We start from the raw sequence: 23,468 nt of genomic DNA on the forward strand, positions 1-23,468 counted from the left end.
CTGCCGTCCGGCAATGCTGCCCTCCCTGAGATATTGCCTTTCCGGACATGCTGCGGATGTCAGGCACCCGCCGGGACCCGGACCGCCGGCACGCCCAGAAACGCCCCGTACCTGGCCACGGCTGCCTCCACCGCCTGCCCGTCGCCATGTCCGTTCGGCTGGGACAGACGGATGTCCAGCTCGCAGCGCTCCACCTGCGGCCCCCGGCGGACCAGCGAATGCCGCCAGGCACCAGCCAGCACCCCGTCGGACAGGACGACATGCATGGGGTTGTCGCCAAAGGGATAGGCCGGTGCGGTTCCGCCGAAATAATGCCGGGAGACCGAATAGCCCATGATGTATTCGTCGTAGCACTGGACCAGGTCGATCTGCGGTGGCCCGTCCACGCCCTGCCGGGATGTCCGGCCCGGTGTCTCCCCGCCGGACTCAGGCCGGAGGTAGAAGTCGGCGCCGTCACAGCTGGCAACAACAATGGCGCCCGGAGCGATCTCCTCTGCCAAGGCCAACCCCGTGCGCACGTCCTTCATGGTGAGTCCGGACCAGTCGGCGCAGTCCCGGACGGTCGCAGGCCCGCGGCTCCCGAAATACCTCAATGCCAGGGCCGCCAACGATTCTTCCCGGGAGAGTGCGGCAGCCGGGACGGCGCCGGCCACCCGCTCGTCGAACGAGGCATACGTCTGCCGCAGGGCGCCGCCGGGGCTGCGGATGGGCACGCCGCTCACCAGCACCCCGCTGATCTCGGCATGCATGATCAGGTACGCGAGGGCAAGTCCCGTGGCGTGGAATCCGGCATCCTGCAGCCTGGCCGCCAACTGCTCCCGCGTCAGATGCACTCCGCCGGCCAGCGCTGCTGCCAGGACATGGGCGCTCCTCGACGCTGTCTCATTGTCGATCCCTGTCCTGCGGTAGGTGCCGCCGTTCGCCTGGTGCAGCCGGGGTGCGGACAGGGCCCGCAGCCACGGCAGGTCATCCCGGTGCACAAAATGCCAGGTGGGCCGCAGGATGTGGGTGCGGAGAATCCGTCCTTCCGCGACTGCCTGCTCCACATCTGCGGCCGTCGCTGCAGCCGTCCGCTGGGCGAGGGACCAGCGCGCATAGGGAAACTCCTGTGCTTGGACTGCCAGCAGGTTTTTCAGGGCTTCGTCCGCTGTGGCTGCCTGCGGCTCCCTTAGCTGCTGGCCGGCCAGCCTGGTCCACAGCAGCTCACGGGTTTTCATGCCCGACGTCGCTCCTCACCTTGGGCGGTTCAGTCGCCGCCGGGGATAGCAGCTTCACCCTTACATCCTGTACCGCCGCCGCGTGGCTGCGCCACCGTCAGTTGTTACCAGTAGGTAACTGTAAGAATGGAGCCATGACTTCTGCCGACTCCTTTCCTGCCCCCGTTGTTCTGTGGTCCAAGCCTGAGGAAGCCAGGACCGGCAAGCCACTGCTCGTCCTGCTGCACGGCTACGGCGCCAACGAGCAGGACCTCCTCAGCCTGGCCGACATGCTCCCGGACGACTTCGCGGTGGCCTCGGTCCGTGCACCCATCGCCATGGGTCCGGGCTTCTCCTGGTTCCCGCTGACCGGCTCCATCGAGTATTCAGTCGACGCCGTCAAGGCAGCGTCCGCCTACGTGCTCGACTGGCTGGACACGGTGAAGGCCAACCACCCGTCCGTTACGCTCCTCGGATTCTCGATGGGCATGGCCATGGCCACCACGCTGCTAAGGCAGCGACCCGCTGACTTTGCCGCCGTCGTCGGACTTTCAGGCTTCGTGGTCAATGCTGATTCCGACGGCGAGTTCCGTGACGCCGAGCTGGACGGAACAGTGCCGCTGTTCTGGGGCCGGGACCAGCAGGATCCGGTCATCACGCCGGACAAGATCGACTACACCATGGGCTGGGTGCGCAAGCACGTGAAGCTGACCAAGGTCCTCTACACCGGGATGTGGCACGGCATCAACGCCCAGGAGATCGGCCACGTGTCCGAGTTCCTCACCCACGAGGTGCTGAACAAGTAAGCCTTCCTGCAAAAACGGGCTTTACGCCCCGGGAGCGCTGACCCGGACGGTCTGGCCGTTCACCGTCACCGTGTCCCCGTCGTGAAGCTGCCGGCCGCGCCGGTCGTCGATCTCACCGTTGACCTTGACCAGTCCGTTCTTGATCAGCTCCGTTGCCTCCACGCCGTCCTCCACGAGGTTGGCGAGCTTCAGGAGCTGGCCCAGGCGGATCATGCTGTCGCGGATGGGGATCTCTTCGATTTCCGGGTTGCTCATAACAGTAATCATGCCTGACGTAAGGTGAAACAAATGACCCATGCACCCCGGCTGCCCCTTGCCGTGGGCCTTCCGATGGCTGTGGCCTCCGGGCTTGCCATTCCCGTCCAGGGGCGGATCAACGGGGCCCTTGGTGCCCGGCTCGGCGACGGCGTCGCCGCCGCCGTCGTCAGTTTCAGCACCGGGTTGATCGTGATGGTCATCGTGTCCCTCGTGGCCCCGCGCGGGCGGGCCGGCCTCGCCCGGATTCTGCCGGCGCTGCGTGAACGCCGCTTCCCGCCGTACTATGCGCTCGCCGGCGGCATCGGCGCCTTTTTCGTCTTCGCGCAGTCCTTCACTGTTGGGCTGCTTGGCATCGCCCTCTTCACCGTGGCCACCGTCACCGGGCAGACCCTCAGCGGACTGCTGGTGGACCGGCTGGGCATCGGTCCGGCAGGCAAGAAGTCCGTCACAGGCATCCGGGTCATCGGGTGCATCCTCACCATCGCCGCCGTTTCCTGGGCGGTGTCGCCGCGCTTTGCTTCAGCCGGTGCCGGCACCGGCAATGCGGCGGGTGTCGCGCCAGCCGACCCGGCAGCGCTGCTGCTGCCGGTCATCCTGCCGGTGCTCGCGGGTTTCCTCATGAGCTTCCAGCAGGCCATGAACGGCACCGCCACCGTGCACTACGGGACACCGATCGCGGCCACGCTGGTGAACTTCATCGCCGGCACCTGCGTGCTGTGGGTTGCGTGGTCCATCAAGGTGGCCGTCGCCGGGCCGGCCAACCCGCTGCCGGGGGAATGGTGGTACTACCTCGGCGGGCCCATGGGCTGCGTGTTCATCGGCCTGGGCGCGCTGCTGGTGCGCAGCCTGGGTGTGCTGGTGACCGGCCTTGGCATGATCGCAGGCCAGCTCCTGGGCTCGCTTGGGCTGGACCTGCTGGTGCCCACGCCCGGGACCGTGGTGGAGGCCGCAACGGTGCTGGGAACCCTGCTGACCCTCGCCTCCATTGTCGTGGCCACCCTGCCCTGGCCCCGGGGCGCCCTCCGCAGATGAGGGGTGCCCCTCCACCGGTAAGAGGCGCCCTCCCGAGGCTGCTGCCGGTAGGCTAGGACTCGCAGCTTCCTGCACAGTTTTCCCTTGCACACGCCCCCGCCCGGCATCCAGCCGCGGTCCAGGGGCCAGAGACACCGCGGACCGCACCCAGCGGCCCTGTAGAAATTGGAGTTCCCATGGCAGCAAAATCCGTCCTCGACCAGGTCATTTCCCTTTCCAAGCGGAGAGGTTTCGTTTTCCAGGCCGGCGAGATCTACGGAGGCTCGCGTTCCGCTTGGGACTACGGACCCCTCGGTGCCGAGCTGAAGGAAAACATCAAGCGCCAGTGGTGGCAGTCCGTGGTGCGCGGCCGCGAGGACGTGGTGGGCCTGGACTCCTCCGTGATCCTGCCCCGCCAGGTATGGGAAGCTTCCGGCCACGTCGAGGTCTTCTCCGACCCCCTCGTCGAGTGCCTCTCCTGCCACAAGCGCTACCGCGCCGACCACCTCGAAGAGGAATACGAGGAGAAGAAGGGCCGCCCGGCCGAGAACGGCCTCAAGGACATCGCCTGCGCCAACTGCGGAACCCGCGGCGAATGGACCGAGCCGCAGGAATTCTCCGGGCTCCTGAAGACTTTCCTTGGCCCCGTGGCCAGCGACGAGGGCCTGCACTACCTGCGCCCGGAGACCGCACAGGGCATCTTCGTAAACTTCAACAACGTGCTCACCACGTCCCGGAAGAAGCCGCCGTTCGGCATCGGCCAGATCGGCAAGTCCTTCCGCAACGAGATCACGCCCGGCAACTTCATCTTCCGCACCCGCGAGTTCGAGCAGATGGAGATGGAATTCTTCGTGGAGCCGGGCACGGACGAAGAGTGGCACGAGTACTGGATGAAGGAGCGCATGGCCTGGTACACCGGCCTGGGCATCCGCGAAGAGAACCTGCGGTTCTTCGAGCACCCGCAGGACAAGCTCAGCCACTACTCCAAGGGCACCACGGACATCGAGTACCGCTTCGGCTTCCAGGGATCCGAGTGGGGCGAGCTGGAGGGCATCGCCAACCGCACGGACTTCGACCTCTCCACGCACGCCAAGGCATCGGGTACGGACCTCAGCTACTTCAACCAGGCCACCAACGAGCGCTACACCCCGTACGTGATTGAGCCCGCCGCCGGCCTGACCCGCTCCTTCATGGCCTTCCTCATCGATGCCTACACCGAGGACGAGGCCCCCAACGCCAAGGGCGGCGTGGATGTCCGCACCGTGCTCAAGCTTGACCCGCGGCTCGCCCCGGTCAAGGCTGCCGTGCTGCCGCTGAGCCGCAACGAGGCCCTCTCCCCGAAGGCCAAGGACCTCGGCACACAGCTGCGCAAGAACTGGAACATCGACTTCGACGACGCCGGCGCCATTGGCCGCCGCTACCGCCGCCAGGACGAGATCGGCACCCCGTTCTGCATCACCGTGGACTTCGACACGCTTGAGGACCAGGCGGTCACCATCCGTGAACGCGACACCATGAGCCAGGAACGCGTGTCCCTGGACAAGGTGGAGGGCTACCTGGCCGCACGGCTGATCGGCGCCTAGCCGTGGCGATCCAGTACCGCGAATGGCGTGAGGGCGATGACCTCGCGCTGCTGGAAATGTGGGGCGACCCGGAAACCGACCAGGCGGGGCAGTTCCGCGGCACCCTTGCTCCTTCCGGCAACGCGCCGTGGCGGCGCTGCATCGTGGCCGAGGACGTCGTCGACGGCGTGGCCATCCCGGTTGCCGCTGGCGTGGTCCACGAGGCCAGCCTGCACCCGGAGCGGCTGTGGGCCTATGTCGAGGTTGCCCGGGACCATCGCCGGGCCGGCATCGGCTCCACGCTGCTCATGATGCTGCGCCGCGAGGCGGAAGGGTCGCCGTCGGGCGTTACCCGGCTCCGCTGCAAGGTGGAGCCGGGAACCTCCGGCGCCGCCTTCGCGGAGGCGGCGGGGCTCACTCCGATCCAGCAAACCCGGCTCGTCGTCGTGGAACCGTCCGCCCTGAAGCTGCCGGTCTTCGGCGACGGTTCCGAGGAAGCGGCGTCGGAGCGCATCGAGGACCTGGCCACCGGTTCGGTGGAGCTCTCCGACGTGGTGGGCCGGTACTACTCGTCCGTCCACAGCTGGGACAGCCCGGGGGAGTTGGGCATCGGCACAGTGCAGCGGCTCTTCCTGGACGAGCTCAGCGGCGCTCACGGCGCGATTGTGCTGCGTTCGCCGAAGGAGAGTGCCTTCGGGTCCGGCGTGCCCGCCAGCCGCAAGGGCAAGATCCAGGCCTTCGCGGTCAGCTACGCCCAGGGAAATCCCGACCATCCTTCCGACGTGTTCCTCGGCCACGAGCCGGAGCTTGGCGCCGACGAGGCCCAGGCTGCGGTCCGTGACCTGCTGGCCCTGATTGCGTACCAATACCCGGTGCTCATGGAAGTGGACGATTCGATGGCAGCGCTGCGCGCCGTCGTCGACCCCCTGATGGAAGCGGGCAAGGCCCGCCGGCAGGGCGCCGAGACGTTCGTCGTCTCGGACTGACGCTGCCGGAAACCCAACTAAATAGCAGCACAGTTTTTTACCAGCACAGGGCGTTCCCAGCATTGGGAACGCCCTGTGCTGTTAGAAGGCTGTGCTGCTACACGGTTGGGTGGGAAGTACGACGGCGGTCCCTCGCCAGATCGGCGGCATCGAGCCTTTGGCGTTCCGTCTCGGAGATGGCGCCGCCGCCGAGGTCCGCCGGCATCCACCAGTCGCCCCGCCGCGCCGCGACGGGGAAACTGGCGATCGCGGCGTCGATTCCGGCCTGGAGCGTTGTGCGGAGCCGCGCCGCTTCCTTCTCCGGATCGATGCCGACGGCCAGTTGCACCGGCTCGCCGATGTGCACCCTGACCGGTGCGCGCCGGATGCGGTGCAGCGGAAGGCCGTTGCCGCGGGTCAGGATCCGGTGGGCGCCCCAGACGGAAACCGGAATCAGCGGCACCCGCGCCTCTGCCGCCATCCTCACCGCCCCGGTCTTGCATTCGCGGACCTTGAAGCTGCGGCTGACGCCGGCCTCGGGCATGACCGCCAGATACTCGCCGGCGCGCAGCCGGGCCACGGCGGCGTCATAGGCGGCCGTGCGCGAACCGTAGCCCACCACCACCTGGCCCGCTGCGCTGATGAAGGGACCGGCGAGCCAGTGGTCGGCAGCCCCCTGATGGATCAGGAACCGCAACTGCCCGCGGTTGTGTGCCCAGAACACCAGTTCCGCGGCAGCGAAATCCAGGTAGCCGAAGTGGGTAATGGCAACGACCGCACCGCTGCCCGGACTGACCGTTCTCGCTGTCCTGTTGCCGGCTGACCCGTCAGGCAGGTTGTCCTGCCCGGTCACCAGCAGGCGGATCCCGAACAGCCACCGCAGGAACAGTACCGTCCGGACGAGGAGGCGGTAGAAGCGGTCGCTGGCGGCCGGTGTCCAGGGCATCAGGGCCCCTCACAAAACAAAACGTCCCTCACAAACAATGCGTACCTCGCAAAACAGTCCCTCACAAAACAACGGGCAGGGACTCGTCGGAGGGCGGCAGCACCTTATCCAGGGCTGCAGCGGAGGCCAGGGCTGCAGCGGAGGCTGCTGAAGACCCTGCCCCGGGCACCACCTCTCCGGAAGTCCGGGTGCGTTCCGCGAAGGCTTTCATCAGGAACCCGGTGGCCAGCCTGTGCCACAGCCAGACCCGCCGCACCATGAAGTGCCCCGCTCCGCGGAGGGAGACGTACCGCAGTTCCGCCGCTTGGGGTGCCGCGCGCCGTGCAAACCGCAGCGATGCCGTGGGGCTCGTCCACCGGTCCTCGTCCCCGTGCACGATGAGGACCCTCCGTCCGGCCAGCTGGGCTGCGGGAGTGCTGTCATCGAGCCACGGGGCCAGCGCCACCACGGCATCGACGCCGGGTTCGTCCGCTGCGCAGATCGCGGTCAGGCCGCCCATGGAATGTCCCAGCAGGTAGATGGGCACTCCGGGATGCGCGGACCTGATCCTGGCCAGCGCCCGGCGTGCATCCTTCAGCGGGCTCATGTCCTCGCCGTTCCAGCCGCGCACGCTGTTGCGCAGCATCCAGACTGCCAGCCCGTGCTTCCGTCCGGCGGCGTGCAGGTGCCGGGCGAACGGCACCATCCGCGCCGGGCTGAGGTGCCTGGCCTGAACGGGGTCGAAACTGTGCGACCTGCCGCCATGGAGCACCAGGGCCACACCGCGGGTGGGACCGGAAGCGGCCAGAACCGTCAGCACCGCTTCATGGTCTGTCCGGCGTTGGCTCACTGCTGCCATAGACACATCGTCGTCCATTTATCAACCCTATGGCCGGCGCCGTAGAGTTCAAGTATGAGGTCGAGTAGCTGATGGGTGCAGGACACTCCCACGGTCACACAGGGCACGCGGAGCCGACGGCGCAAGCGGTGGCGGCCCGCAGGAAAGCAAACCGGATCCTGGCCGCTGTGCTGGTCCCGCTGACTCTGCTGACACTCGCGGCCATGGCATCGCTGTGGCCTTCCGGGAACAAGGATGGCCTGACCCTGGCCAACCCGTATGCCGCTGCCCCGGGCGTCACCTTCGACACCGGGCGGATCCAGCGCGTTGTGACGGAGAGCTGCACCCCCGGCACAGCCGGAGAGAACGCAGCCGGAGAGAACAACACCACCCCGGGAACGTCGGACAGCGGAGCCTCGCAGTGCACCTTCGCCTTCACCGAGCCGGACAAGGGTGGCAACCCGGTCAAGGTGGTGATCAACCCGGACGTCGCCAGGTCGCACGGCGTGGAGGTGGGTGACAACATCCGCTACCTGAACCTGACCAATGCCCAGGCGGCCGCCACAGGTGCCGATGCCCCCGCGGCGCAGGGCTCGCCGTCGTACATCTTCGTGGACTTTGTCCGCACCATGCCGATCGTCCTTCTGGCCATCCTCTACGCCGTCGTGGTGGTGGCCGTGGCGCGCTGGCGCGGGCTGCGCGCCCTGATCGGCCTCGTCGGTGCCTACTTCGTGCTGGTCAGCTTCATGCTCCCGGGCCTGGTGGAGGGCAAGCCGCCCCTCCTGCTGGCCCTCGTCGGGTCAACGGTGATCATGATCGGGGTGCTGTACTTCGCGCACGGCTTCTCGGCGCGGACCTCGACGGCGCTGCTGGGCACGATCTTCGGGCTCGGCATCACCGCGCTGCTGGCCGCCTGGGCCACGGGTGCGGCCAACCTTGCCGGCGTGGGAAGCCATGACGCCGCAACACTGGTGAATATCTCGGACAAGATCTCCATCTCCGGCATCGTCCTCTGCGGCCTCATCATCTCGGGCCTCGGCGTGCTGAACGACGTGACCATCACCCAGTCCTCCGCGGTGTGGGAACTGTATGAACTCGCGCCCAACACGAGCGCCCGCAAGCTGTTTTCCTCGGCGATGCGGATCGGGCGCGACCACATTGCCTCCACCGTCTACACCATCGCCTTCGCCTACGCCGGCGCGGCCCTGCCCATCCTCATCATCGTGATGCTCTATGACCGGCCGCTGGGGGAGGCGCTGACCAGCGCCGAACTGTCCGAGGAAGTCATCCGCACGCTGGTCGGCTCCATCGGCCTGGTCCTGGCGATTCCGGTCACCACGCTGATCGCGGTGCTGGTGGTCAAGGCCACCGGAATCCGGTCGACTGATGGCGCTGGTCATGCGCCGGCGGCGACGGCCGCCATCACAGCCGACGACGTCGATGACACCGCTTCGCTCGCGGCCGCCGCGGCGGTCGCCAGTGGGGAGAACACTGAAGGCGACGCCCCGCCGGCTACCAGGCGCGGAAGGCGTGCCGCGGAGCGGGACTGAGCGGGCCGCCGTCGGGATTCTGCCCGATTTGCCCGGCTTTGAGACAATGGACGGGTGACTGTTGTAGCAACGCCTCCCACCCCCAGGCTGGAACTTCCGCCACTGAAACTCGGCCCCATCACCGTGGACACCCCGGTGGTGCTCGCACCCATGGCCGGAATCACCAACACCGCCTTCCGCAGGCTCTGCCGTGAATACGGCGGCGGCCTGTACGTGGCGGAGATGGTCACCTCCCGTGCGCTGGTGGAGCGCACCCCGGAATCGCTGCGCATCATCTCCCACGACGACGACGAGAAAGTCCGCTCCGTCCAGCTCTACGGCGTGGACCCCGGCACTGTGGGTGCCGCCGTGCGGATGCTCGTCGAGGAAGACCGTGCCGATCACATCGACCTCAACTTTGGCTGCCCCGTGCCGAAGGTCACCCGCCGCGGAGGCGGTTCGGCCCTGCCCTGGAAGATCGACCTCTTCACCTCGATCGTCCAGACAGCCGTCCGCGAGGCGTCCAAGGGCGGCATCCCGCTGACCATCAAGATGCGCAAGGGCATCGACGATGACCACCTGACGTACCTCGACGCCGGCCGGATCGCCCGCGATTCCGGTGTTGCCGCCGTCGCCCTTCACGGCCGCACGGCGGCACAGTTCTACTCCGGCCAGGCGGACTGGTCCGCCATCGCCCGCCTGCGGGAGGCGCTCCCGGACATCCCGGTGCTGGGCAACGGCGACATCTGGTCCGCCGAGGACGCCGTCCGCATGGTCCGCGAAACCGGCATCGACGGCGTCGTGGTGGGCCGCGGCTGCCAGGGCCGGCCCTGGCTGTTCGGCGACCTGCAGGCAGCCTTCGAAGGCAGCGACAAGCGGTACCGGCCAGGCCTGCGCGAAGTGGCCGAGGCCGTCTACCGGCACGCCGAGCTCATGGTCGAAACGTTCGGCAACGACGAGTACAAGGCGCTGCGCGAGATCCGCAAGCACATGGCCTGGTATTTCAAGGGCTACGTCGTGGGCGGGGAGCTGCGGGCCAAGCTGGCCACCGTGCCCACCCTTGAGGTGCTGCGCGAACTGCTGGACCAGCTGGACATGGACCTGCCGTATCCCGGCGTCGACTCCGAAGGGCCCCGCGGGCGCGCCGGTTCACCGAAGAAGCCGGCGCTGCCGAAGGACTGGCTGTTGAGCCGCCAGCTGAACGAGGACCAGTCGCGCGATATCGCCGCGGCGGAACTGGATGTGTCCGGTGGCTGAAAGCCGGTTGGCGGAGGCCCGCGCCGTGCCCCAGGCCCTGCCAGGCTACGAGGCCAACGATTCCGCCCGCTGGGTGGAAGAGCCGCCCAAAAGCACGTACCGCTCCGACTTCGAGCGGGACCGCGCCCGCGTCCTGCACTCCTCGGCCCTGCGCCGGCTCGGTGCCAAGACGCAGGTGGTCGCTCCGGACACCGACGACTTTGTCCGCACCCGGCTCACCCACAGCCTCGAGGTGGCACAGGTCGGCCGGGAACTGGGCCGCGCACTCGGCTGCGACCCCGACGTGGTGGACACCGCCTGCCTCAGCCATGACCTCGGCCACCCGCCGTTCGGGCACAACGGCGAATCGGCGCTCAATGAGATGGCCCACGCCATCGGCGGATTCGAAGGCAACGCCCAGACGCTCCGGCTGCTCACCCGCCTGGAGCCCAAGGTCATTGACCGGGAGGGAAGGCCGGCCGGACTGAACCTCACCCGGGCAAGCCTGGACGCGGCATCGAAATACCCGTGGTCCGCCCTGGACGCACCCGTGATCCACGGCCAGCGGACCAGCAAGTTCGGCGCCTACGAGGATGACCTGCCCATCTTCAACTGGATCCGGGAAGGTGCCCCCGAGCGGCGGTCCTGCCTCGAGGCGCAGGTCATGGACCTCGCGGACGACATCTCGTACTCCGTGCACGACGTCGAGGACGCCATCGTGGCCGGCCACTTCCAGCTGCGGTGGATGGACAACCCGGACCACCGGGCCCGCGTGGTGGGCTACGCCAAGCAGTGGTACCTGCCGCACAACGAGCCCGCGGCCATCGACGCCGCCCTCGCCCGGCTGGAAGCCACCGACGTCTGGGTGCGCGAGGCGGACGGCAGCCGCAAGTCCATGGCGGCGCTGAAGGACATGACCAGCCAGCTCATTGGCCGGTTCTGCCAGAGCGCGCTGGAAACCACCCGCGCCGTATACGGCCCGGCGAACCTCACCCGCTACAACGCCGAACTCATGGTGCCGGAAGAGACGGTCCTGGAGATCGCGGTGATGAAGGGCCTGGCCACCACCTTCGTGATGACCACGGACCACCGGCAGCCCATCTACGAACGCCAGCGCGAGGTGCTCCACGCCCTGGTGACCGCGCTGAACGCCACCGGAGACCGCCATCTCGAACCCATGTTCGCCGCCGACTGGCGCGAAGCAGCCGACGACGCCGCCCGGCTGCGGGTGGTCATCGACCAGGTGGCTTCGCTGACGGACGGCTCTGCGCTGGCTATGTACGAACGGCTCGTGGGCAGCCTGCCGTCCCTGTGGTGATGTTGGACTCACCGGTCCACATACGGCCGACGGCGGGGCGCCCGGCCCTGCGCACCGGATTTAGGATTGCTTCGTGGCTGGGCTGATTAAACGCGAAGACATTGACGAGGTCCGCCAGCGAACGGACATCAAGGAAGTCGTCGACGGCTACGTCACGCTCAAGAGCGCCGGCCTCGGTTCCTACAAGGGCCTGTGCCCGTTCCACGACGAGCGCTCGCCCTCGTTCACCGTCCGGCCGCAGGTGGGCCGCTACCACTGCTTCGGCTGCGGCGAGGACGGCGACGTCATCTCCTTCGTGCAGAAGCTGGACCACACCTCCTTCCACGAGGCGGTGGAGAAGCTGGCCGCGCGGATCGGCTACGAACTCCGCTACGAGGACGGCGGCAAGGGCCCCAGCCGCGAGGAAGTCGGCAAGCGCCAGCGGCTCCTCGACGCCCACAAGATCGCCGACGAGTTCTTCCGCGCCCAGCTGCTGACCGCCGGCGCCACGGAGGGCCGGAAGTTCCTGCAGCAGCGCGGCTTTGACCGCGCGGCCGCAGACCATTTCGGCGTCGGCTATGCACCCCAGGGCTGGGACGCCCTGCTCAAGCACCTGCGCGGCAGGGGATTCACGGACGCCGAACTGAAGCTCACGGGGATGTTCTCCGAAGGCAACCGCGGGATCTACGACCGCTTCCGGGGACGCCTGATCTGGCCCATCCGGGACATCGCTGGGGACACGATCGGCTTCGGCGCCCGCAAGCTCTACGAGGACGACCAGGGCCCCAAGTACCTCAACACCCCGGAGACCGCGCTCTACAAGAAGTCCCAGGTGCTGTACGGCATCGACCTCGCCAAGCGGAACATCGCCAAGGACCGCCAGCTGGTGGTGGTAGAAGGATACACGGACGTCATGGCCTGCCACCTCGCGGGAATTCCGACGGCGGTGGCCACCTGCGGCACGGCGTTCGCCGCCGACCACATCAAGATTGCCCGCCGCCTGCTCTCCGACGACGGCAGCGGGGGAGAGGTCATCTTCACCTTCGACGGCGACGCCGCCGGCCAGAAGGCGGCCCTGCGGGCCTTTGAAGAGGACCAGCGCTTCGTGGCCCAGACCTACGTGGCGGTCGAGCCCACCGGAGCCGACCCCTGCGACCTGCGCCAGACGAGGGGCGACACCGCCGTCCGGGACCTGATCGCGTCCCGGCGCCCGCTCTTCGAATTCGCCATCCGTGCCGCCCTGAGGAAACACAACCTGGACACCGTGGAGGGACGTGTCGCGGCGCTCCGAGAGTCCGCGCCTGTGGTGGCCCAGATCCGCGACGCCGGGCTCCGGCCCGGCTACGCCAGGGAACTGGCGGGGTGGCTGGGGATGCCCATCGAGGACGTCACACGGGCCGTCGCGGCCGCCGCCAAGCGCGGTGCTCCCGGGGCACAGGGTTCGGCGGGCCCCGGTTCGCAGGCACACGTTACCCAGGCGCCCGGTCCCCAGGGACACGGTGGGCAGGCACACGGCTCCCAGGCATCCAGCGCGCAGGCACCGGGCGTACCGCCCGGCCGGAACGTGCCCGGCGTAGGGGCGCTCCCGCCGTCGGGCGTTCTTCCGTCCTTCCACCGGCCGGATCCACGGGATCCCGTGGCGTCCATGGAGCGGCAGGCCCTCGAGGTGGCGCTGCAGGAACCGGCCATGCTGGGCGGCGCGGCCTGGGAGCGGTTCGCGACCGCCCGCTTCGCCACGCCCGCCTACCAGGCCATCCACGATGCCATCCGCGCCACGGCTCCCGGCTTCTCCGGGGACGCCGTGCAGTGGGTGGAAGCGGTGCGGCAGGAGGTTCCCGAGCCGCTGCAGCCGCTGGTTTCGGAGCTCGCTGTGGTTCCGCTGCCGGCCCACACCGCCGAGGCGGTGCAGAAGTACTGCCGGGACATCCTCGCCCGGCTGTTCGAGCTGCAGATCACCCGGGTGAAGGCGGACAAGCTGGGACAGCTGCAGCGGCTGGATGCCGCTGCCCATCCCGAGGAGTTCCAGCAGCTGAACCGGGAGCTCATGATGCTTGAAATGGAGCGCCGGTCGCTGCGCTCCGATGCGTGACCTGTGCCGATTTTGTGTGGCCGATCTTCGCTGACACTGCACCGATTTCGTTTCCGGGGCAAGTGTTTGCTAGGCTGGTACCCGCTTCATTCCTCCTTAGCTCAATTGGCAGAGCATTCGACTGTTAATCGAAGGGTTGCTGGTTCAAGTCCAGCAGGAGGAGCGCACAGTCCCCGTTCCGGGTTCCGGAACGGGGACTTTTTTATACCCGGGAGGGGTATTTCTTCCCAGTAACGGCGCCGATTTCACATTGCGGCAGAACGTTTGCTAATGTCATACCTGCTTCATTCCTCCTTAGCTCAATTGGCAGAGCATTCGACTGTTAATCGAAGGGTTGCTGGTTCAAGTCCAGCAGGAGGAGCGCACAGTCCCGCGGTTGGCCCAAGAGCCGGCCGCGGGACTTTTTTATGTTCTGCCTGGTTTATGTGCTGCCTGGGCTTAGACGAAATCCATCTCCACCTGGAGGAAGCGCTCAGCTTCGGCTATGGCGGCCTCAAACGCTTCCCGCTCCGTCGGGGACTTCCGCGGCTCCCTGGGGTGCCATTCGTGGGGCGAGGAGTGCACTCGGGTGAAGCCGCCGTCGGGCGGCGCATAGAAGATGCCGAACCGCTGGACGGGCCACTCAGGGGAGGTTTCCGGGGCCACCAGCAGGGCAGCGTTGAAAGCCGGGTTGAACCACTGGGCTATGGGCCGGCGCCGGTCCTCAGTGAAAAGTCCCGCCGCATAGAGCGCCGCCGACTGGGCACTGGTCTGAGTGCACAGCCGGTCCCACCACAACGGCAGAATGCCGGAGTCGCACCGCTGCCACGTGGCCGGAAGTGGAGGATGATCCTGCCAGTGGGGCACGTAACAACTTTATCGCGCAGCTACCCGGGCGAACAGATGGCCTAGGGCCTGTTCCAGGGCCCGGGATTCACGCGGTACAGCAGGGCTGAAACGACGACGGCCCCCACCAGGATGCCGAGCACAGCGTTGCCCATCATCCTGCCGGCGAAGAAGCCGGCCACGCCGCCGAGGATGGCTCCGAGGAACAGCCCCCGGCCGTTGCGGTGGGGTTTGCGGGTCATGGTGCCAGCCTACCCGCCGGCGGCTGCAGGAGGAGGCGAACAGGGGTCAGTGGATGGAGGGCACGGTCCGCGGGCGGACCACAAGCCACAGGGCAGCCGCCGCAAGGAAGATGCAGCAGGCCTGGACGGCCCCCATCGGCGTGGCGGAATTTCCTCCCAGCCACCCCACCACAGGCGAGATGATGCCGGCCATGAAGAATGTGGACGCCCCAAGAAGGGAGGCGGCGGTGCCGGCCTGCGCTCCGTGGCTGGCCAGCGCCAGGACCTGGACGCAAGGGAAGGTGAAGCCCGTGCCAAGGATGTAGAACCACAGCGGAACCAGGACGCCCCAGAGCCCGAGCCCCAATTGGTCGAACACGACGATCAGGACGGCCATCAGGAACATCCACGCGGTGGAGCAGGCCAGGATCCACTGCGGGGGGACGCGCTTTATCAGCCGGGCGCTTGTCTGCACTCCGGCGACGATGCCCAGCGAGTTGATGCCGAACAGGAGGCCGTACTCCTGGGGTGAAAACCCGAAAACGTCCTGGAACAGGAAGGGTGACGCGGAGAGATAGGTGAACAGTCCGCCGAAGTTCATGCCACCCAGCATCAGCAGGCCCACGAAGATCCGGTCAGAGAACAGGACGCGGTACCGCTGCCGGGCCGTCAGGCCGGACTGGCCGCGCTTCTCCGGCGGCAGCGTCTCCCGGACGAACACGACGGCGGCCAGGATCACCGCGGTGCCGTAGCAGGCCAGGAAGACGAAGATGCCCGGCCACGCCATGACAAGGAGAAGCTGGGACCCGATCACGGGGGCCAGGATGGGCGCGAGCCCGTTGACCAGTGCCATCCGGGAGAACATCCTCACCATGGCATACCCGCTGAACAGGTCACGGACCATGGCCATCGCCACCACGCCGCCGCCTGCCGCCCCGATGCCCATGAGGACACGGAACGCCCCCAGGGTGGCAATGTCGGTGGAGAGTGCGGCGCCTAGAGAGGCGGCGATGTGCAGGGTGGTGGCCAGGATGAGTGGGAGCCGGCGTCCGAACTTGTCGCTGAAGGGCCCCACCACCAGCTGCCCCAGCGCAAAGCCGACAGTGGTGCCGGTCAGCGTCAGCTGGACTGCGGCCTCCGAGACGTTGAGGCTCGCTTCCAGGGCAGGGAATGCGGGCAGGTAGAGGTCCACCGTGAACGGCCCGAGGGCGGTGAGGGCGCCGAGTAGAAGGATGTAGAGGAATTTCTGCCGGCGGCTGAGCGCATCGCCCGGGTTGCTGGTGGTCACAAGGACCCATCCTAGGGCTGTCAGATCAGACTTTTACAGCGTTGGAGGGCACGCCGGGGCTAATTCCAGAAGTTCCGGCTGACACTGAATGATAGTTTTGTCAGCGGGGGCGCGCGGGCGCACCGGAAACCCCCTCAGCAGCGAAGAAAAATCGACGACGGAACCAGTTAGGCGGAACCTATGAGCGGACGTCACAGCGGGCGGACCAACCAGGGATTGCGGATCACCGCGCTGCCTAAGACGGTGAAACTGGCCCTCAAGCTTGCGCCCCGCCAGCTCAATGACGAGATCGCCCTGGCCAAGATCGAGGCGAAGCGCAAGGGCAAGCAGCTTGGCGTCGCCGGAGCCTTCTTCGGCGTGGCCGCCGTTTTTTTGGCGCTCCTGGTCACCGGCCTGATTGTCGCCGCGATCATGGGCCTGGCCACCATCATGCCGGCCTGGCTGGCAGCGCTGCTCGTCAGCGCGGTTTTCCTGCTCATTGCCCTCATCGGCGGTCTGATCGGACTCCGGAAGTTCAAACAGGCCATGCCGCTGATTCCGGAGGACAGCGTCCGCGGCCTCAAGCATGACCTTGGCATCGCCAAGGAGGGCTCGGACTTCAATGCCGCCGTGCTCGATCCCAACTCACCGCAGGCCAAGGCCGCGGCAGAAGCCAAGGCCGCCGAGAAGGCCAAGGCCAAGGCTGACAAGGAAGCCAAGAAAGCCGCCGAGGCAGTGGATGTTCCCGTGGCCACCGAGCCTGAACTGCGCCGCCGCCTGAAGCAGCGCCGTGAGCACCTCACCGGCGTACGTGATGAGCTCGGCGAGGAGCTCGACGTCAAGACCCAGGCCCAGGCACTGCTCGGCGTCGCCAGGCACCGCGCTGCGGAAGGCAACGAGCGGTTCCAGGAGGTCCGCGGACGGGCGGTTGAACGGTTCGCCGCCCTGTCGGCGTCGGCCCGCTCCGGCGCTCCGGCAGGCTCGCTGCCCGGGCAGCTTGAGGCGCGCTGGAAGCCGCTCGTTGCCCTTGCTGCCTCAACGGCCGTCCTGGTCGCCTTGCTGCGCAAACTCTTCAAGAGCTGAGCCTTGTCCTGAACGAAGACTGTAAGAGGCCGCTGGCCGCGGAGAGGGAGGGCTGATGAAATTCATCGGCGCTGGTTCCCGTCCCGGCCAGCCGCATGTGGACCGCGACCTGGTCTACACCGTCCCAAATCTCCTCACGGTACTGCGCTTCATGGGCGTGCCGGTCTTCGTCTGGCTTGTGCTGGCCCGGAAGGACTACGGACTCGCTGTGCTGGTGCTGGCGATCATGGGCAGCACCGACTGGGTTGACGGATATGTCGCCCGGCGGTTCAACCAGACCTCCAAACTGGGACGCGTTCTGGACCCGATCGCCGACCGGCTGGCCATGATCGCGGTCGCCGTCACCCTGGTGATCGCCGGCGTCGTGCAGTGGTGGTACCTGGCGGCGCTGGTGGTGCCCGATGCCGTCCTGCTGGGCATGTCGCTGTTCTACTTCCGCGGACACCCGGACCTTCCCGTCAGCCTGGTGGGCAAAACCCGGACCGGACTGCTGCTGCTGGGAACTCCGCTCCTGGTCCTGTCCAGGCTGCCCATTCCGTTCGCGGAAGCGTGGTTCGTCGCGGCCTGGGTGGTGCTGGGGCTGGGTCTTATTGGCCATTGGGTTGCCGCCTACAACTATTTCTGGGCGATCCGGCGCAAAGGCAAAATGCTGGCTGCCGGCGACGGCGGGAACGGCTGATGGTCTGGGTTGCGGTTTTGCTCGCGGTCCTGGGCGCCTTTTGCCTCGCCTTCGGTGCGCAGCGCCAGGGCAGCGCCGTCAAGGCGGACACGGGCGGGCTGGCGCTGAGCTCCAACGGTTTCCTGCGCCTGCTGCGGAACCCCCGGTGGGTCTTCGGCCTCTTCCTGCTCTGCCTCGGCATGGCGATGAACGCCGTGGCGCTGGTGACGGCACCCCTCACCGTGGTGCAGCCCATCGGCGCCATCGCCCTGGTGATCACCACCGTGGTCAACACCAAGGACCAGGGACTGAGCATCAACCGCGCCACGGTGGTGGCGATCACCGCGTGCGTGACGGGTTCGGCGCTGTTCGTCCTGCTCGCTGTGAACGTCACGCAGGAAAGCCACCACGTCACGCCGGAAGATGAGCTCACGATTGTGCTGCTGCTTGCCCTGGCGGTGGGCATTTTCGGCACCCTCGCCGCCATGTTCAAGCACCGCATGAGTGCGTTCATCTACATCCTGGGTGCCGGCATCCTGTTTGGCTTCGTAGCCGTGTTGACGCGGATCATCGGCAAGCACCTGCTGGATCCGAATGGCCTCTTCCTGCTGAATGTGCCGTGGTACTCGGTGGTGGCCATCGCAGCGGCCGGGGGACTGGGCTCCTGGTTCGTGCAGAGCGCATACTCCACCGGTCCGCCGGACCTGGTGATTGCCGGTCTCACCGTGATCGACCCCATTGTGGGCATCGCCATCGGCATCACGATCCTTGGCGAGTTACGCCCCGATGTCCACGCTGTCATGGCGATTGCGATGGGGACGGCGGCAACCCTTGCTATCGTGGGGGTAATCGCCCTTTCAAGACACCATCCCGAGGTCACCAAACGGAAGAAGGATGTTCGGAAGGCCACGGGCAGGGCGTCCCACTAGCCGACTTTGACTGCGGACCAGGAAAGAATGTGCCGGTGCATCCCGTGCCGGCAGCGGCCAGTGTGGTCAGCCGCAGCCGACCACCATGACCACCAGGAGCTTTCTACGTGACCATGCCCGACGCCCAGCGCCCACTGACCATCCTCATCGCGGCGGACACGTACCCGCCCCACGTTAACGGAGCCGCCCAGTTCGGCTACCGGCTGGCCAAGGGCATGACACAACGCGGACACGACGTCCACGTGCTGGCCTGCCGGCAGGACAAGGGCAAGAGCTTTACGGAGTTCCGTGCCGAAGCGACTGTCCACCGCCTCCGTTCGCACAGCGTCTTCACGCACGAATATTTCCGGATCTGCTTTCCATGGGAGATCAAGAAGGAAATCAGCCTGCTGTTCGACAAGGTCCAGCCGGACGTCGTGCACATCCAAAGCCATTACATGATCGGCGAGCACGTCCTGTACGAGGCAGTGAAGCGCGGCGTCCGCATCGTGGCCACCAACCACTTCATGCCTGAGAACCTTAACCCGTTCCTGCCGTTCCCGCAGTGGTTCAAGGACCTCATCGGGAAGATCTCCTGGAAAGACATGGGCAAGGTCATGGGCAAGGCGGATGTCGTCACCACGCCCACGCCCCTGGCGGCCAAGGCGATGCACCAGCATGCCTTCCTGCGCAAGGTGCTCCCGCTGTCCAACGGCATCGACTCGGCGGCCTACGAGCTCAAGCCGGACGAGATCATTGAGCCGCACGAATATCCCACCGTGCTGTTCGCGGGCCGGCTGGCGGAGGAAAAGCACGTTGACGTGCTGATCAAGGCGGTGGCTGCCACCCCCGCCGACCTGAACGTCCACCTGGAGATCGTCGGCGGCGGCGAGGTGCGTCCGTCGCTCGAGGCCCTGGTGGAACGGCTTGGCCTGCAGGACCGGGTGAAGTTCCTGGGCCTCGCCAGCGACGACGAACTCCGCGAGGCCTACATCCGGGCCGACCTGTTCTGCATGCCCGGGACGGCGGAACTGCAGTCGCTGGTTACGCTGGAGGCCATGTCCGCATCGACGCCTGTCCTGCTGGCGGACGCCATGGCCCTTCCGCACCTGGTGCGCGACGGCGAAAACGGCTACCTGTTCACGCCGAATGACAGCGCCGACCTGGCGGAGAAAATCACCCGGATCTTCCGGCTGCCGGCCGAAGAACGCAAGGCCATGGGCAACGCCAGCCGGTGCATGGTGGAGCCGCACAGCATCGAGGGGACCCTGCAGACGTTCGAGGATCTTTACTATGGGGCGAACTACGAGGACAAGGTGGTCTGAAGACCACGCTTGCCTGAAGTGGTCAGAAGCCTGTCGCCGGTTTGCTAGAGTGAATCTGCCCAGCGACGACGGGCCCCTTGAGGGCCGGCGCTGGCAGGGCGCGCCTCCCGCAATGCGGGACCGGTGCACGGGGCTATAGCTCAGCTGGTTAGAGCGCGGGACTCATAATCCTAAGGTCCTCGGTTCAAGTCCGAGTAGCCCTACCTTCAGAGCCCTGATCTGCGACTCCGCGGATCAGGGCTCTTTCCATTTCCTGCGCCCCTGCGATATGTTACTGGCGAGTAACTAGTCCTTTCCGGCGCCCGTGTTTCTGTTCCTTCGCGACCGCCGGCCACCGCGAAGGAGCGCCATGTCCGCCGCTGCCACAGATATCATCAGCCTGCCCTACGCCGACGGCGACTTCTTCGCCTTTGAGGAGATGCTCAGTTCCAAGGAGCGCGACCGGCTGGCAGAGGTGCGCTCCTTCCTGGCGCGGGAAGTAAAGCCGATTGCCGTGGAGTGCTGGAACCGCGGTGAATTTCCGCTGGAACTGATTCCCAAGCTGGCCGAGCTCGACCTTGTCAGCCCGGTCAGGCGCCAGGGTTACTCCAATCTCTTCGCCGGCATAGTGCACGCTGAGGTCACCCGCGCGGATACCTCCATCGCCACCTTCATGGGTGTGCACGACGGCCTCTTCACCGGCTCCATCGAAGCCCTGGCTTCCCCGGAACAGCAGGATGCCTGGTTGCCGGACATCTACTCGCTGCGCAAGATCGGGGCCTTCGGACTGACCGAACCCCTGGGCGGCTCCGATGTTGCCGGCGGCACGCGCACCACGGCCAGGCGGGACGGCGACCACTGGTTCCTCAACGGCGCGAAGCGCTGGATCGGCAACGCGACATTCTCCGACTGGGTGGTGGTCTACGCCCGCGATGTGGCCGACAACCAGGTCAAGGCATTCCTCGTGGATACGGCGCTGCCCGGGTTCAGCGCCACGAAGATCGAGAACAAGATTTCGCTGCGGACCGTGCAGAACGCAGACATCACACTCGAGGACGTGGTGGTGCCGGACTTCTTCAAGCTGGCCAACGCCAACAGCTTCCGTGACACCAACAAGGTCCTGAAGGTCACCCGCCTCGCTGTCGCCTGGCAGGCGGTGGGCCAGCAGCTCGCCGCCTTCGACGTGGCCCGGCGCTATGCCGTGGAGCGGCACCAGTTCGGGCGCCCGCTGGCCTCTTTCCAGCTCGTGCAGAGCCAGCTGGTCCAGATCCTGGGGAACGCCGTCAGTTCGATGGGCATGATGGTGCGCCTGTCCCAGCTTGAGGATGCAGGCCAGGCGAAGGACGAGCAGTCGGCCCTCGCCAAGGCCTTCACCACGGCCCGGATGCGCGAAAGCGTGGCCATTGGCCGGAGCCTCCTCGGTGGCAACGGCATCGTGACGGACTTCGAGATGGCAAAGATCTTTGCCGATGCGGAGGCGATCTACTCCTACGAGGGCACCCACGAGGTGAACACTCTGGTGGCGGGCCGGGCCGTTACCGGCGTCTCCGCAATCGTCTAACCACCCGGTTCCCCGCTGCCCTTTAGCGGCAACAGCACCGAAGGCCGCAGGTCCAGGATGAAGGACAGCGGGTTAAGGTACTCCTCGCCGCGGCGGACACCCCAGTGCACGCACGGGGACCGGCCGCAGTGGCCGGCGACCAGCGTGCCCACCACGGCGCCTTTGGCCACGTAAACGCCCTTTTTGAGCGGGCTCCGCACCGGTTCGAAGCTGCTGCGAAGGCCATTGCCGTGGTCAATGGTGATAACGGGCCGGTCCACCACCACGCCGACGAAGCTGACGGTGCCGGACTCCGGGGCGGTGACCGGGCCGCCGTCGGACGCGGCGCGAAGGTCCACGCCCCGGTGCCCGCTCAGCCACGGCTGGGGCGGGGGATCGAAGGGCCGCAGGACCGCCGGCCGCGGCGCCAGCGGCCAGCTCCACGCCGCCGGGGCCGGAACGGCAGCAGAAACAGCGGGCAAGGTGCGGACAGCGGAAGGTGCCGGTGCGGCGGAAGGTGCAGCCGCCGTCGTGAACAGGAGCAGCGCCAGCATCACGTAAGCTTTCATGTCCCCAGCATGGGCGCCCGGTCCGGCTGCCGGAACGGGGCCCTTGGCCTATGTGGAAAACGCCCTACGCCGCGGCGGGGGCGAGGCGGATCCGGTGCATTTGCCGCGGACCGCTGTAGTACACTTGGTGGAGCAGTCCGCTGTGCCCTCCACGCATTTCATGGACATGGCATTCCATGGACATGGGTAGCGTCAGCACGCCCCATTCAGGAGTGCGGGGGAGCAGCAACTGACTACGCGTATCCAGCCCTCCACAACCGGTAAGCAGCTGCTTGCTGCTGAGGAGGATTGTGCCTCTCGCGGTCGGGTCCGGCAACGGTCCTGATGAGATGTGCAATGGATGCCAGGAGCCTGTGCCCGCCTGGGCAAGGCTAAATAACCGTCAACTATTGGCAGGGTAAGAGCGGCTGCGGCCGTTCTCATGAATGACCTGCCGGAAGGAGCGTCGGCATGCCCGTCGTAACCATGCGCCAGCTGCTTGACAGCGGCGTCCACTTTGGACACCAGACCCGCCGTTGGAACCCGAAGATGAAGCGCTTCATCTTCACCGAGCGCAACGGCATCTACATCATTGACCTCCAGCAGTCGCTGTCCTACATCGACCGCGCCTACGAGTTCGTCAAGGCCACCGTCGCCCACGGCGGCACCGTGCTGTTCGTCGGCACCAAGAAGCAGGCCCAGGAAGCCATTGCCGAGCAGGCCACCCGCGTTGGCCAGCCGTACGTCAACCAGCGTTGGCTCGGCGGTATGCTCACCAACTTCCAGACCGTTGCCAAGCGTATCCAGCGCATGAAGGAACTCGAAGAGATCGACTTCGACGACGTCGCCGGTTCCGCTTACACCAAGAAGGAACTGCTGCTGCTCCGCCGCGAGCTCACCAAGCTCGAGTCCAACCTCGGCGGTATCCGCAACCTGACCAAGGCTCCGTCCGTGCTGTGGGTTGTTGACACCAAGAAGGAGCACCTCGCGGTTGACGAGGCCAAGAAGCTCAACATCCCGGTTGTGGCCATCCTGGACACCAACTGCGATCCGGACGAGGTCGACTTCCCGATCCCGGGCAACGACGACGCCATCCGCTCCGTGAACCTCCTGACCCGCGTTGTTGCTGACGCTGTTGCCGAGGGTTTGATCGCCCGCAACCAGCGCGCAACCGGCACCACCGAGACTCCGGAAGAGCCCCTGGCTGAGTGGGAGCGCGAGCTCCTCGAAGGCAGCAAGGCCGAGGCTCCGGCTGCCGAGGCTGCTCCCGCCGCTGAGGAAGCCCCGGCTGCCGCCGAGGGCACCGACTCCGCGAAGTAACAACTTCATCGGGATTTCCGGGCGCTGTCCGCAGCGCCCGGGCAACTGACAGGATGGCCGCTCACCTGGTGAGCAGCCGTCC

General features: G+C 66.8%; 22 protein-coding genes and 3 tRNA genes. 17 read left to right on the forward strand and 8 right to left on the reverse strand.

Features of this window, described 5'->3' with window-relative positions:
• Positions 1–59: 59 nt before the first annotated feature.
• Positions 60–1,217, reverse strand: coding sequence for a winged helix DNA-binding domain-containing protein (locus ACFTR6_RS06320; protein WP_377957279.1), 1,158 nt, complete (start codon positions 1,215–1,217; stop codon positions 60–62).
• A 134-nt stretch (positions 1,218–1,351) separates the two neighbouring features.
• On the opposite strand from ACFTR6_RS06320, the gene ACFTR6_RS06325 reads away from it, so the two are divergent.
• Complete coding sequence (locus tag ACFTR6_RS06325) at positions 1,352–2,002, forward strand: alpha/beta hydrolase (protein WP_377957280.1); 651 nt, start codon at positions 1,352–1,354, stop codon at positions 2,000–2,002.
• A 21-nt stretch (positions 2,003–2,023) separates the two neighbouring features.
• Here ACFTR6_RS06325 and ACFTR6_RS06330 read toward each other — a convergent pair whose 3' ends face one another.
• On the reverse strand, positions 2,024–2,257 hold the full coding sequence (locus ACFTR6_RS06330; RefSeq protein WP_076798239.1) for an RNA-binding S4 domain-containing protein: 234 nt from the start codon (positions 2,255–2,257) through the stop codon (positions 2,024–2,026).
• Between the two features lie 33 nt (positions 2,258–2,290).
• On the opposite strand from ACFTR6_RS06330, the gene ACFTR6_RS06335 reads away from it, so the two are divergent.
• From ACFTR6_RS06335 to ACFTR6_RS06345, 3 genes are all read left to right on the forward strand, one after another.
• Positions 2,291–3,292: a DMT family transporter gene (locus ACFTR6_RS06335; RefSeq protein ID WP_377957281.1), complete on the forward strand. Its 1,002-nt coding sequence runs from the start codon at positions 2,291–2,293 to the stop codon at positions 3,290–3,292.
• Positions 3,293–3,468: 176 nt separating this feature from the next.
• Entirely contained in the window at positions 3,469–4,854 is a 1,386-nt protein-coding gene (locus ACFTR6_RS06340) for a glycine--tRNA ligase (RefSeq protein WP_377957282.1), read from the forward strand.
• Between the two features lie 2 nt (positions 4,855–4,856).
• On the forward strand, positions 4,857–5,819 hold the full coding sequence (locus ACFTR6_RS06345) for a GNAT family N-acetyltransferase (protein ID WP_377957283.1): 963 nt from the start codon (positions 4,857–4,859) through the stop codon (positions 5,817–5,819).
• A 97-nt stretch (positions 5,820–5,916) separates the two neighbouring features.
• On the opposite strand, the gene ACFTR6_RS06350 is transcribed toward ACFTR6_RS06345, so the two are convergent.
• Together ACFTR6_RS06350 and ACFTR6_RS06355 are read right to left on the reverse strand one after the other, a co-directional pair.
• Entirely contained in the window at positions 5,917–6,744 is an 828-nt protein-coding gene (locus ACFTR6_RS06350; protein ID WP_377957284.1) for a lysophospholipid acyltransferase family protein, read from the reverse strand.
• 61 nt (positions 6,745–6,805) lie between these two features.
• The gene (locus tag ACFTR6_RS06355; RefSeq protein ID WP_377957285.1) at positions 6,806–7,582 is read right to left on the reverse strand and encodes an alpha/beta hydrolase; all 777 of its coding nucleotides are present in this window, start codon (positions 7,580–7,582) and stop codon (positions 6,806–6,808) included.
• Positions 7,583–7,653: 71 nt separating this feature from the next.
• On the opposite strand from ACFTR6_RS06355, the gene ACFTR6_RS06360 reads away from it, so the two are divergent.
• The 6 genes from ACFTR6_RS06360 to ACFTR6_RS06385 all read left to right on the forward strand — a co-directional run bounded on the left by ACFTR6_RS06360 (position 7,654) and on the right by ACFTR6_RS06385 (position 14,073).
• Positions 7,654–9,111 carry a YibE/F family protein gene (locus ACFTR6_RS06360; RefSeq protein ID WP_377957286.1) on the forward strand — a complete coding sequence of 486 codons (1,458 nt, stop codon included), beginning with the start codon at positions 7,654–7,656 and terminating at the stop codon, positions 9,109–9,111.
• Between the two features lie 54 nt (positions 9,112–9,165).
• Positions 9,166–10,347, forward strand: a complete 1,182-nt coding sequence (dusB, locus tag ACFTR6_RS06365) for a tRNA dihydrouridine synthase DusB (protein ID WP_087873584.1) — start codon at positions 9,166–9,168, stop codon at positions 10,345–10,347.
• Positions 10,331–11,644: a deoxyguanosinetriphosphate triphosphohydrolase gene (locus tag ACFTR6_RS06370; RefSeq protein ID WP_087873583.1), complete on the forward strand. Its 1,314-nt coding sequence runs from the start codon at positions 10,331–10,333 to the stop codon at positions 11,642–11,644. Before dusB ends, ACFTR6_RS06370 begins: the two co-directional genes overlap by 17 nt.
• 73 nt (positions 11,645–11,717) lie before the next feature.
• On the forward strand, positions 11,718–13,712 hold the full coding sequence (dnaG, locus tag ACFTR6_RS06375) for a DNA primase (protein WP_377957287.1): 1,995 nt from the start codon (positions 11,718–11,720) through the stop codon (positions 13,710–13,712).
• A 90-nt stretch (positions 13,713–13,802) separates the two neighbouring features.
• A tRNA-Asn gene (locus ACFTR6_RS06380) sits at positions 13,803–13,875 on the forward strand.
• Between the two features lie 125 nt (positions 13,876–14,000).
• Positions 14,001–14,073 (forward strand) — tRNA-Asn (locus tag ACFTR6_RS06385).
• 77 nt (positions 14,074–14,150) lie between these two features.
• On the opposite strand, the gene ACFTR6_RS06390 is transcribed toward ACFTR6_RS06385, so the two are convergent.
• The 3 genes from ACFTR6_RS06390 to ACFTR6_RS06400 are packed head-to-tail and all read right to left on the reverse strand — an operon-like array spanning position 14,151 to position 16,046.
• Positions 14,151–14,558 (reverse strand): hypothetical protein, encoded by a 408-nt coding sequence (locus tag ACFTR6_RS06390; RefSeq protein WP_076798221.1) that lies wholly within the window; start codon positions 14,556–14,558, stop codon positions 14,151–14,153.
• Between the two features lie 41 nt (positions 14,559–14,599).
• Complete coding sequence (locus tag ACFTR6_RS06395) at positions 14,600–14,779, reverse strand: glycine zipper 2TM domain (RefSeq protein WP_076798219.1); 180 nt, start codon at positions 14,777–14,779, stop codon at positions 14,600–14,602.
• 46 nt (positions 14,780–14,825) lie between these two features.
• Positions 14,826–16,046 carry a multidrug effflux MFS transporter gene (locus ACFTR6_RS06400; protein ID WP_377957288.1) on the reverse strand — a complete coding sequence of 407 codons (1,221 nt, stop codon included), beginning with the start codon at positions 16,044–16,046 and terminating at the stop codon, positions 14,826–14,828.
• Between the two features lie 180 nt (positions 16,047–16,226).
• On the opposite strand from ACFTR6_RS06400, the gene ACFTR6_RS06405 reads away from it, so the two are divergent.
• The 6 genes from ACFTR6_RS06405 (at position 16,227) to ACFTR6_RS06430 (ending at position 21,539) form a co-directional block, all read left to right on the forward strand.
• Positions 16,227–17,108 carry a phage holin family protein gene (locus ACFTR6_RS06405; RefSeq protein ID WP_377957289.1) on the forward strand — a complete coding sequence of 294 codons (882 nt, stop codon included), beginning with the start codon at positions 16,227–16,229 and terminating at the stop codon, positions 17,106–17,108.
• Positions 17,109–17,163: 55 nt separating this feature from the next.
• Positions 17,164–17,787, forward strand: coding sequence for a CDP-alcohol phosphatidyltransferase family protein (locus ACFTR6_RS06410; RefSeq protein ID WP_377957290.1), 624 nt, complete (start codon positions 17,164–17,166; stop codon positions 17,785–17,787).
• Positions 17,787–18,695 (forward strand): DMT family transporter, encoded by a 909-nt coding sequence (locus ACFTR6_RS06415; RefSeq protein ID WP_076798211.1) that lies wholly within the window; start codon positions 17,787–17,789, stop codon positions 18,693–18,695. Before ACFTR6_RS06410 ends, ACFTR6_RS06415 begins: the two co-directional genes overlap by 1 nt.
• 107 nt (positions 18,696–18,802) lie before the next feature.
• Entirely contained in the window at positions 18,803–19,999 is a 1,197-nt protein-coding gene (locus ACFTR6_RS06420) for a glycosyltransferase (protein WP_377957291.1), read from the forward strand.
• 129 nt (positions 20,000–20,128) lie between these two features.
• Positions 20,129–20,202: transfer RNA gene (locus ACFTR6_RS06425), tRNA-Ile, on the forward strand.
• Between the two features lie 146 nt (positions 20,203–20,348).
• Positions 20,349–21,539, forward strand: a complete 1,191-nt coding sequence (locus ACFTR6_RS06430) for an acyl-CoA dehydrogenase family protein (RefSeq protein ID WP_377957292.1) — start codon at positions 20,349–20,351, stop codon at positions 21,537–21,539.
• On the opposite strand, the gene ACFTR6_RS06435 is transcribed toward ACFTR6_RS06430, so the two are convergent.
• Entirely contained in the window at positions 21,536–22,087 is a 552-nt protein-coding gene (locus ACFTR6_RS06435) for a M23 family metallopeptidase (RefSeq protein ID WP_377957293.1), read from the reverse strand. The genes ACFTR6_RS06430 and ACFTR6_RS06435 overlap by 4 nt on opposite strands.
• A 450-nt stretch (positions 22,088–22,537) precedes the next feature.
• Between ACFTR6_RS06435 and rpsB the strand changes: the two genes are divergently transcribed.
• Positions 22,538–23,386, forward strand: coding sequence for a 30S ribosomal protein S2 (rpsB, locus tag ACFTR6_RS06440; RefSeq protein WP_076798204.1), 849 nt, complete (start codon positions 22,538–22,540; stop codon positions 23,384–23,386).
• The last annotated feature ends 82 nt before the right edge of the window (positions 23,387–23,468 follow it).

The organism is Arthrobacter sp. NPDC057009, from assembly GCF_042673905.1.
GTDB lineage: Bacteria > Actinomycetota > Actinomycetes > Actinomycetales > Micrococcaceae > Arthrobacter.

Coding starts and splice junctions, on each gene's coding strand:
- ACFTR6_RS06320 (WP_377957279.1), bottom strand. CDS start 1,217: ATGAAAACCCGTGAGCTGCTGTGGACCAGGCTGGCCGGCCAGCAGCTA.
- ACFTR6_RS06325 (WP_377957280.1), top strand. CDS start 1,352: ATGACTTCTGCCGACTCCTTTCCTGCCCCCGTTGTTCTGTGGTCCAAG.
- ACFTR6_RS06410 (WP_377957290.1), top strand. CDS start 17,164: ATGAAATTCATCGGCGCTGGTTCCCGTCCCGGCCAGCCGCATGTGGAC.
- ACFTR6_RS06430 (WP_377957292.1), top strand. CDS start 20,349: ATGTCCGCCGCTGCCACAGATATCATCAGCCTGCCCTACGCCGACGGC.
- ACFTR6_RS06395 (WP_076798219.1), bottom strand. CDS start 14,779: ATGACCCGCAAACCCCACCGCAACGGCCGGGGGCTGTTCCTCGGAGCC.
- ACFTR6_RS06435 (WP_377957293.1), bottom strand. CDS start 22,087: ATGAAAGCTTACGTGATGCTGGCGCTGCTCCTGTTCACGACGGCGGCT.
- ACFTR6_RS06335 (WP_377957281.1), top strand. CDS start 2,291: ATGACCCATGCACCCCGGCTGCCCCTTGCCGTGGGCCTTCCGATGGCT.
- rpsB (WP_076798204.1), top strand. CDS start 22,538: ATGCCCGTCGTAACCATGCGCCAGCTGCTTGACAGCGGCGTCCACTTT.
- ACFTR6_RS06330 (WP_076798239.1), bottom strand. CDS start 2,257: ATGAGCAACCCGGAAATCGAAGAGATCCCCATCCGCGACAGCATGATC.
- ACFTR6_RS06370 (WP_087873583.1), top strand. CDS start 10,331: ATGTGTCCGGTGGCTGAAAGCCGGTTGGCGGAGGCCCGCGCCGTGCCC.
- ACFTR6_RS06350 (WP_377957284.1), bottom strand. CDS start 6,744: ATGCCCTGGACACCGGCCGCCAGCGACCGCTTCTACCGCCTCCTCGTC.
- ACFTR6_RS06405 (WP_377957289.1), top strand. CDS start 16,227: ATGAGCGGACGTCACAGCGGGCGGACCAACCAGGGATTGCGGATCACC.
- ACFTR6_RS06415 (WP_076798211.1), top strand. CDS start 17,787: ATGGTCTGGGTTGCGGTTTTGCTCGCGGTCCTGGGCGCCTTTTGCCTC.
- ACFTR6_RS06340 (WP_377957282.1), top strand. CDS start 3,469: ATGGCAGCAAAATCCGTCCTCGACCAGGTCATTTCCCTTTCCAAGCGG.
- ACFTR6_RS06355 (WP_377957285.1), bottom strand. CDS start 7,582: ATGGCAGCAGTGAGCCAACGCCGGACAGACCATGAAGCGGTGCTGACG.
- ACFTR6_RS06360 (WP_377957286.1), top strand. CDS start 7,654: ATGGGTGCAGGACACTCCCACGGTCACACAGGGCACGCGGAGCCGACG.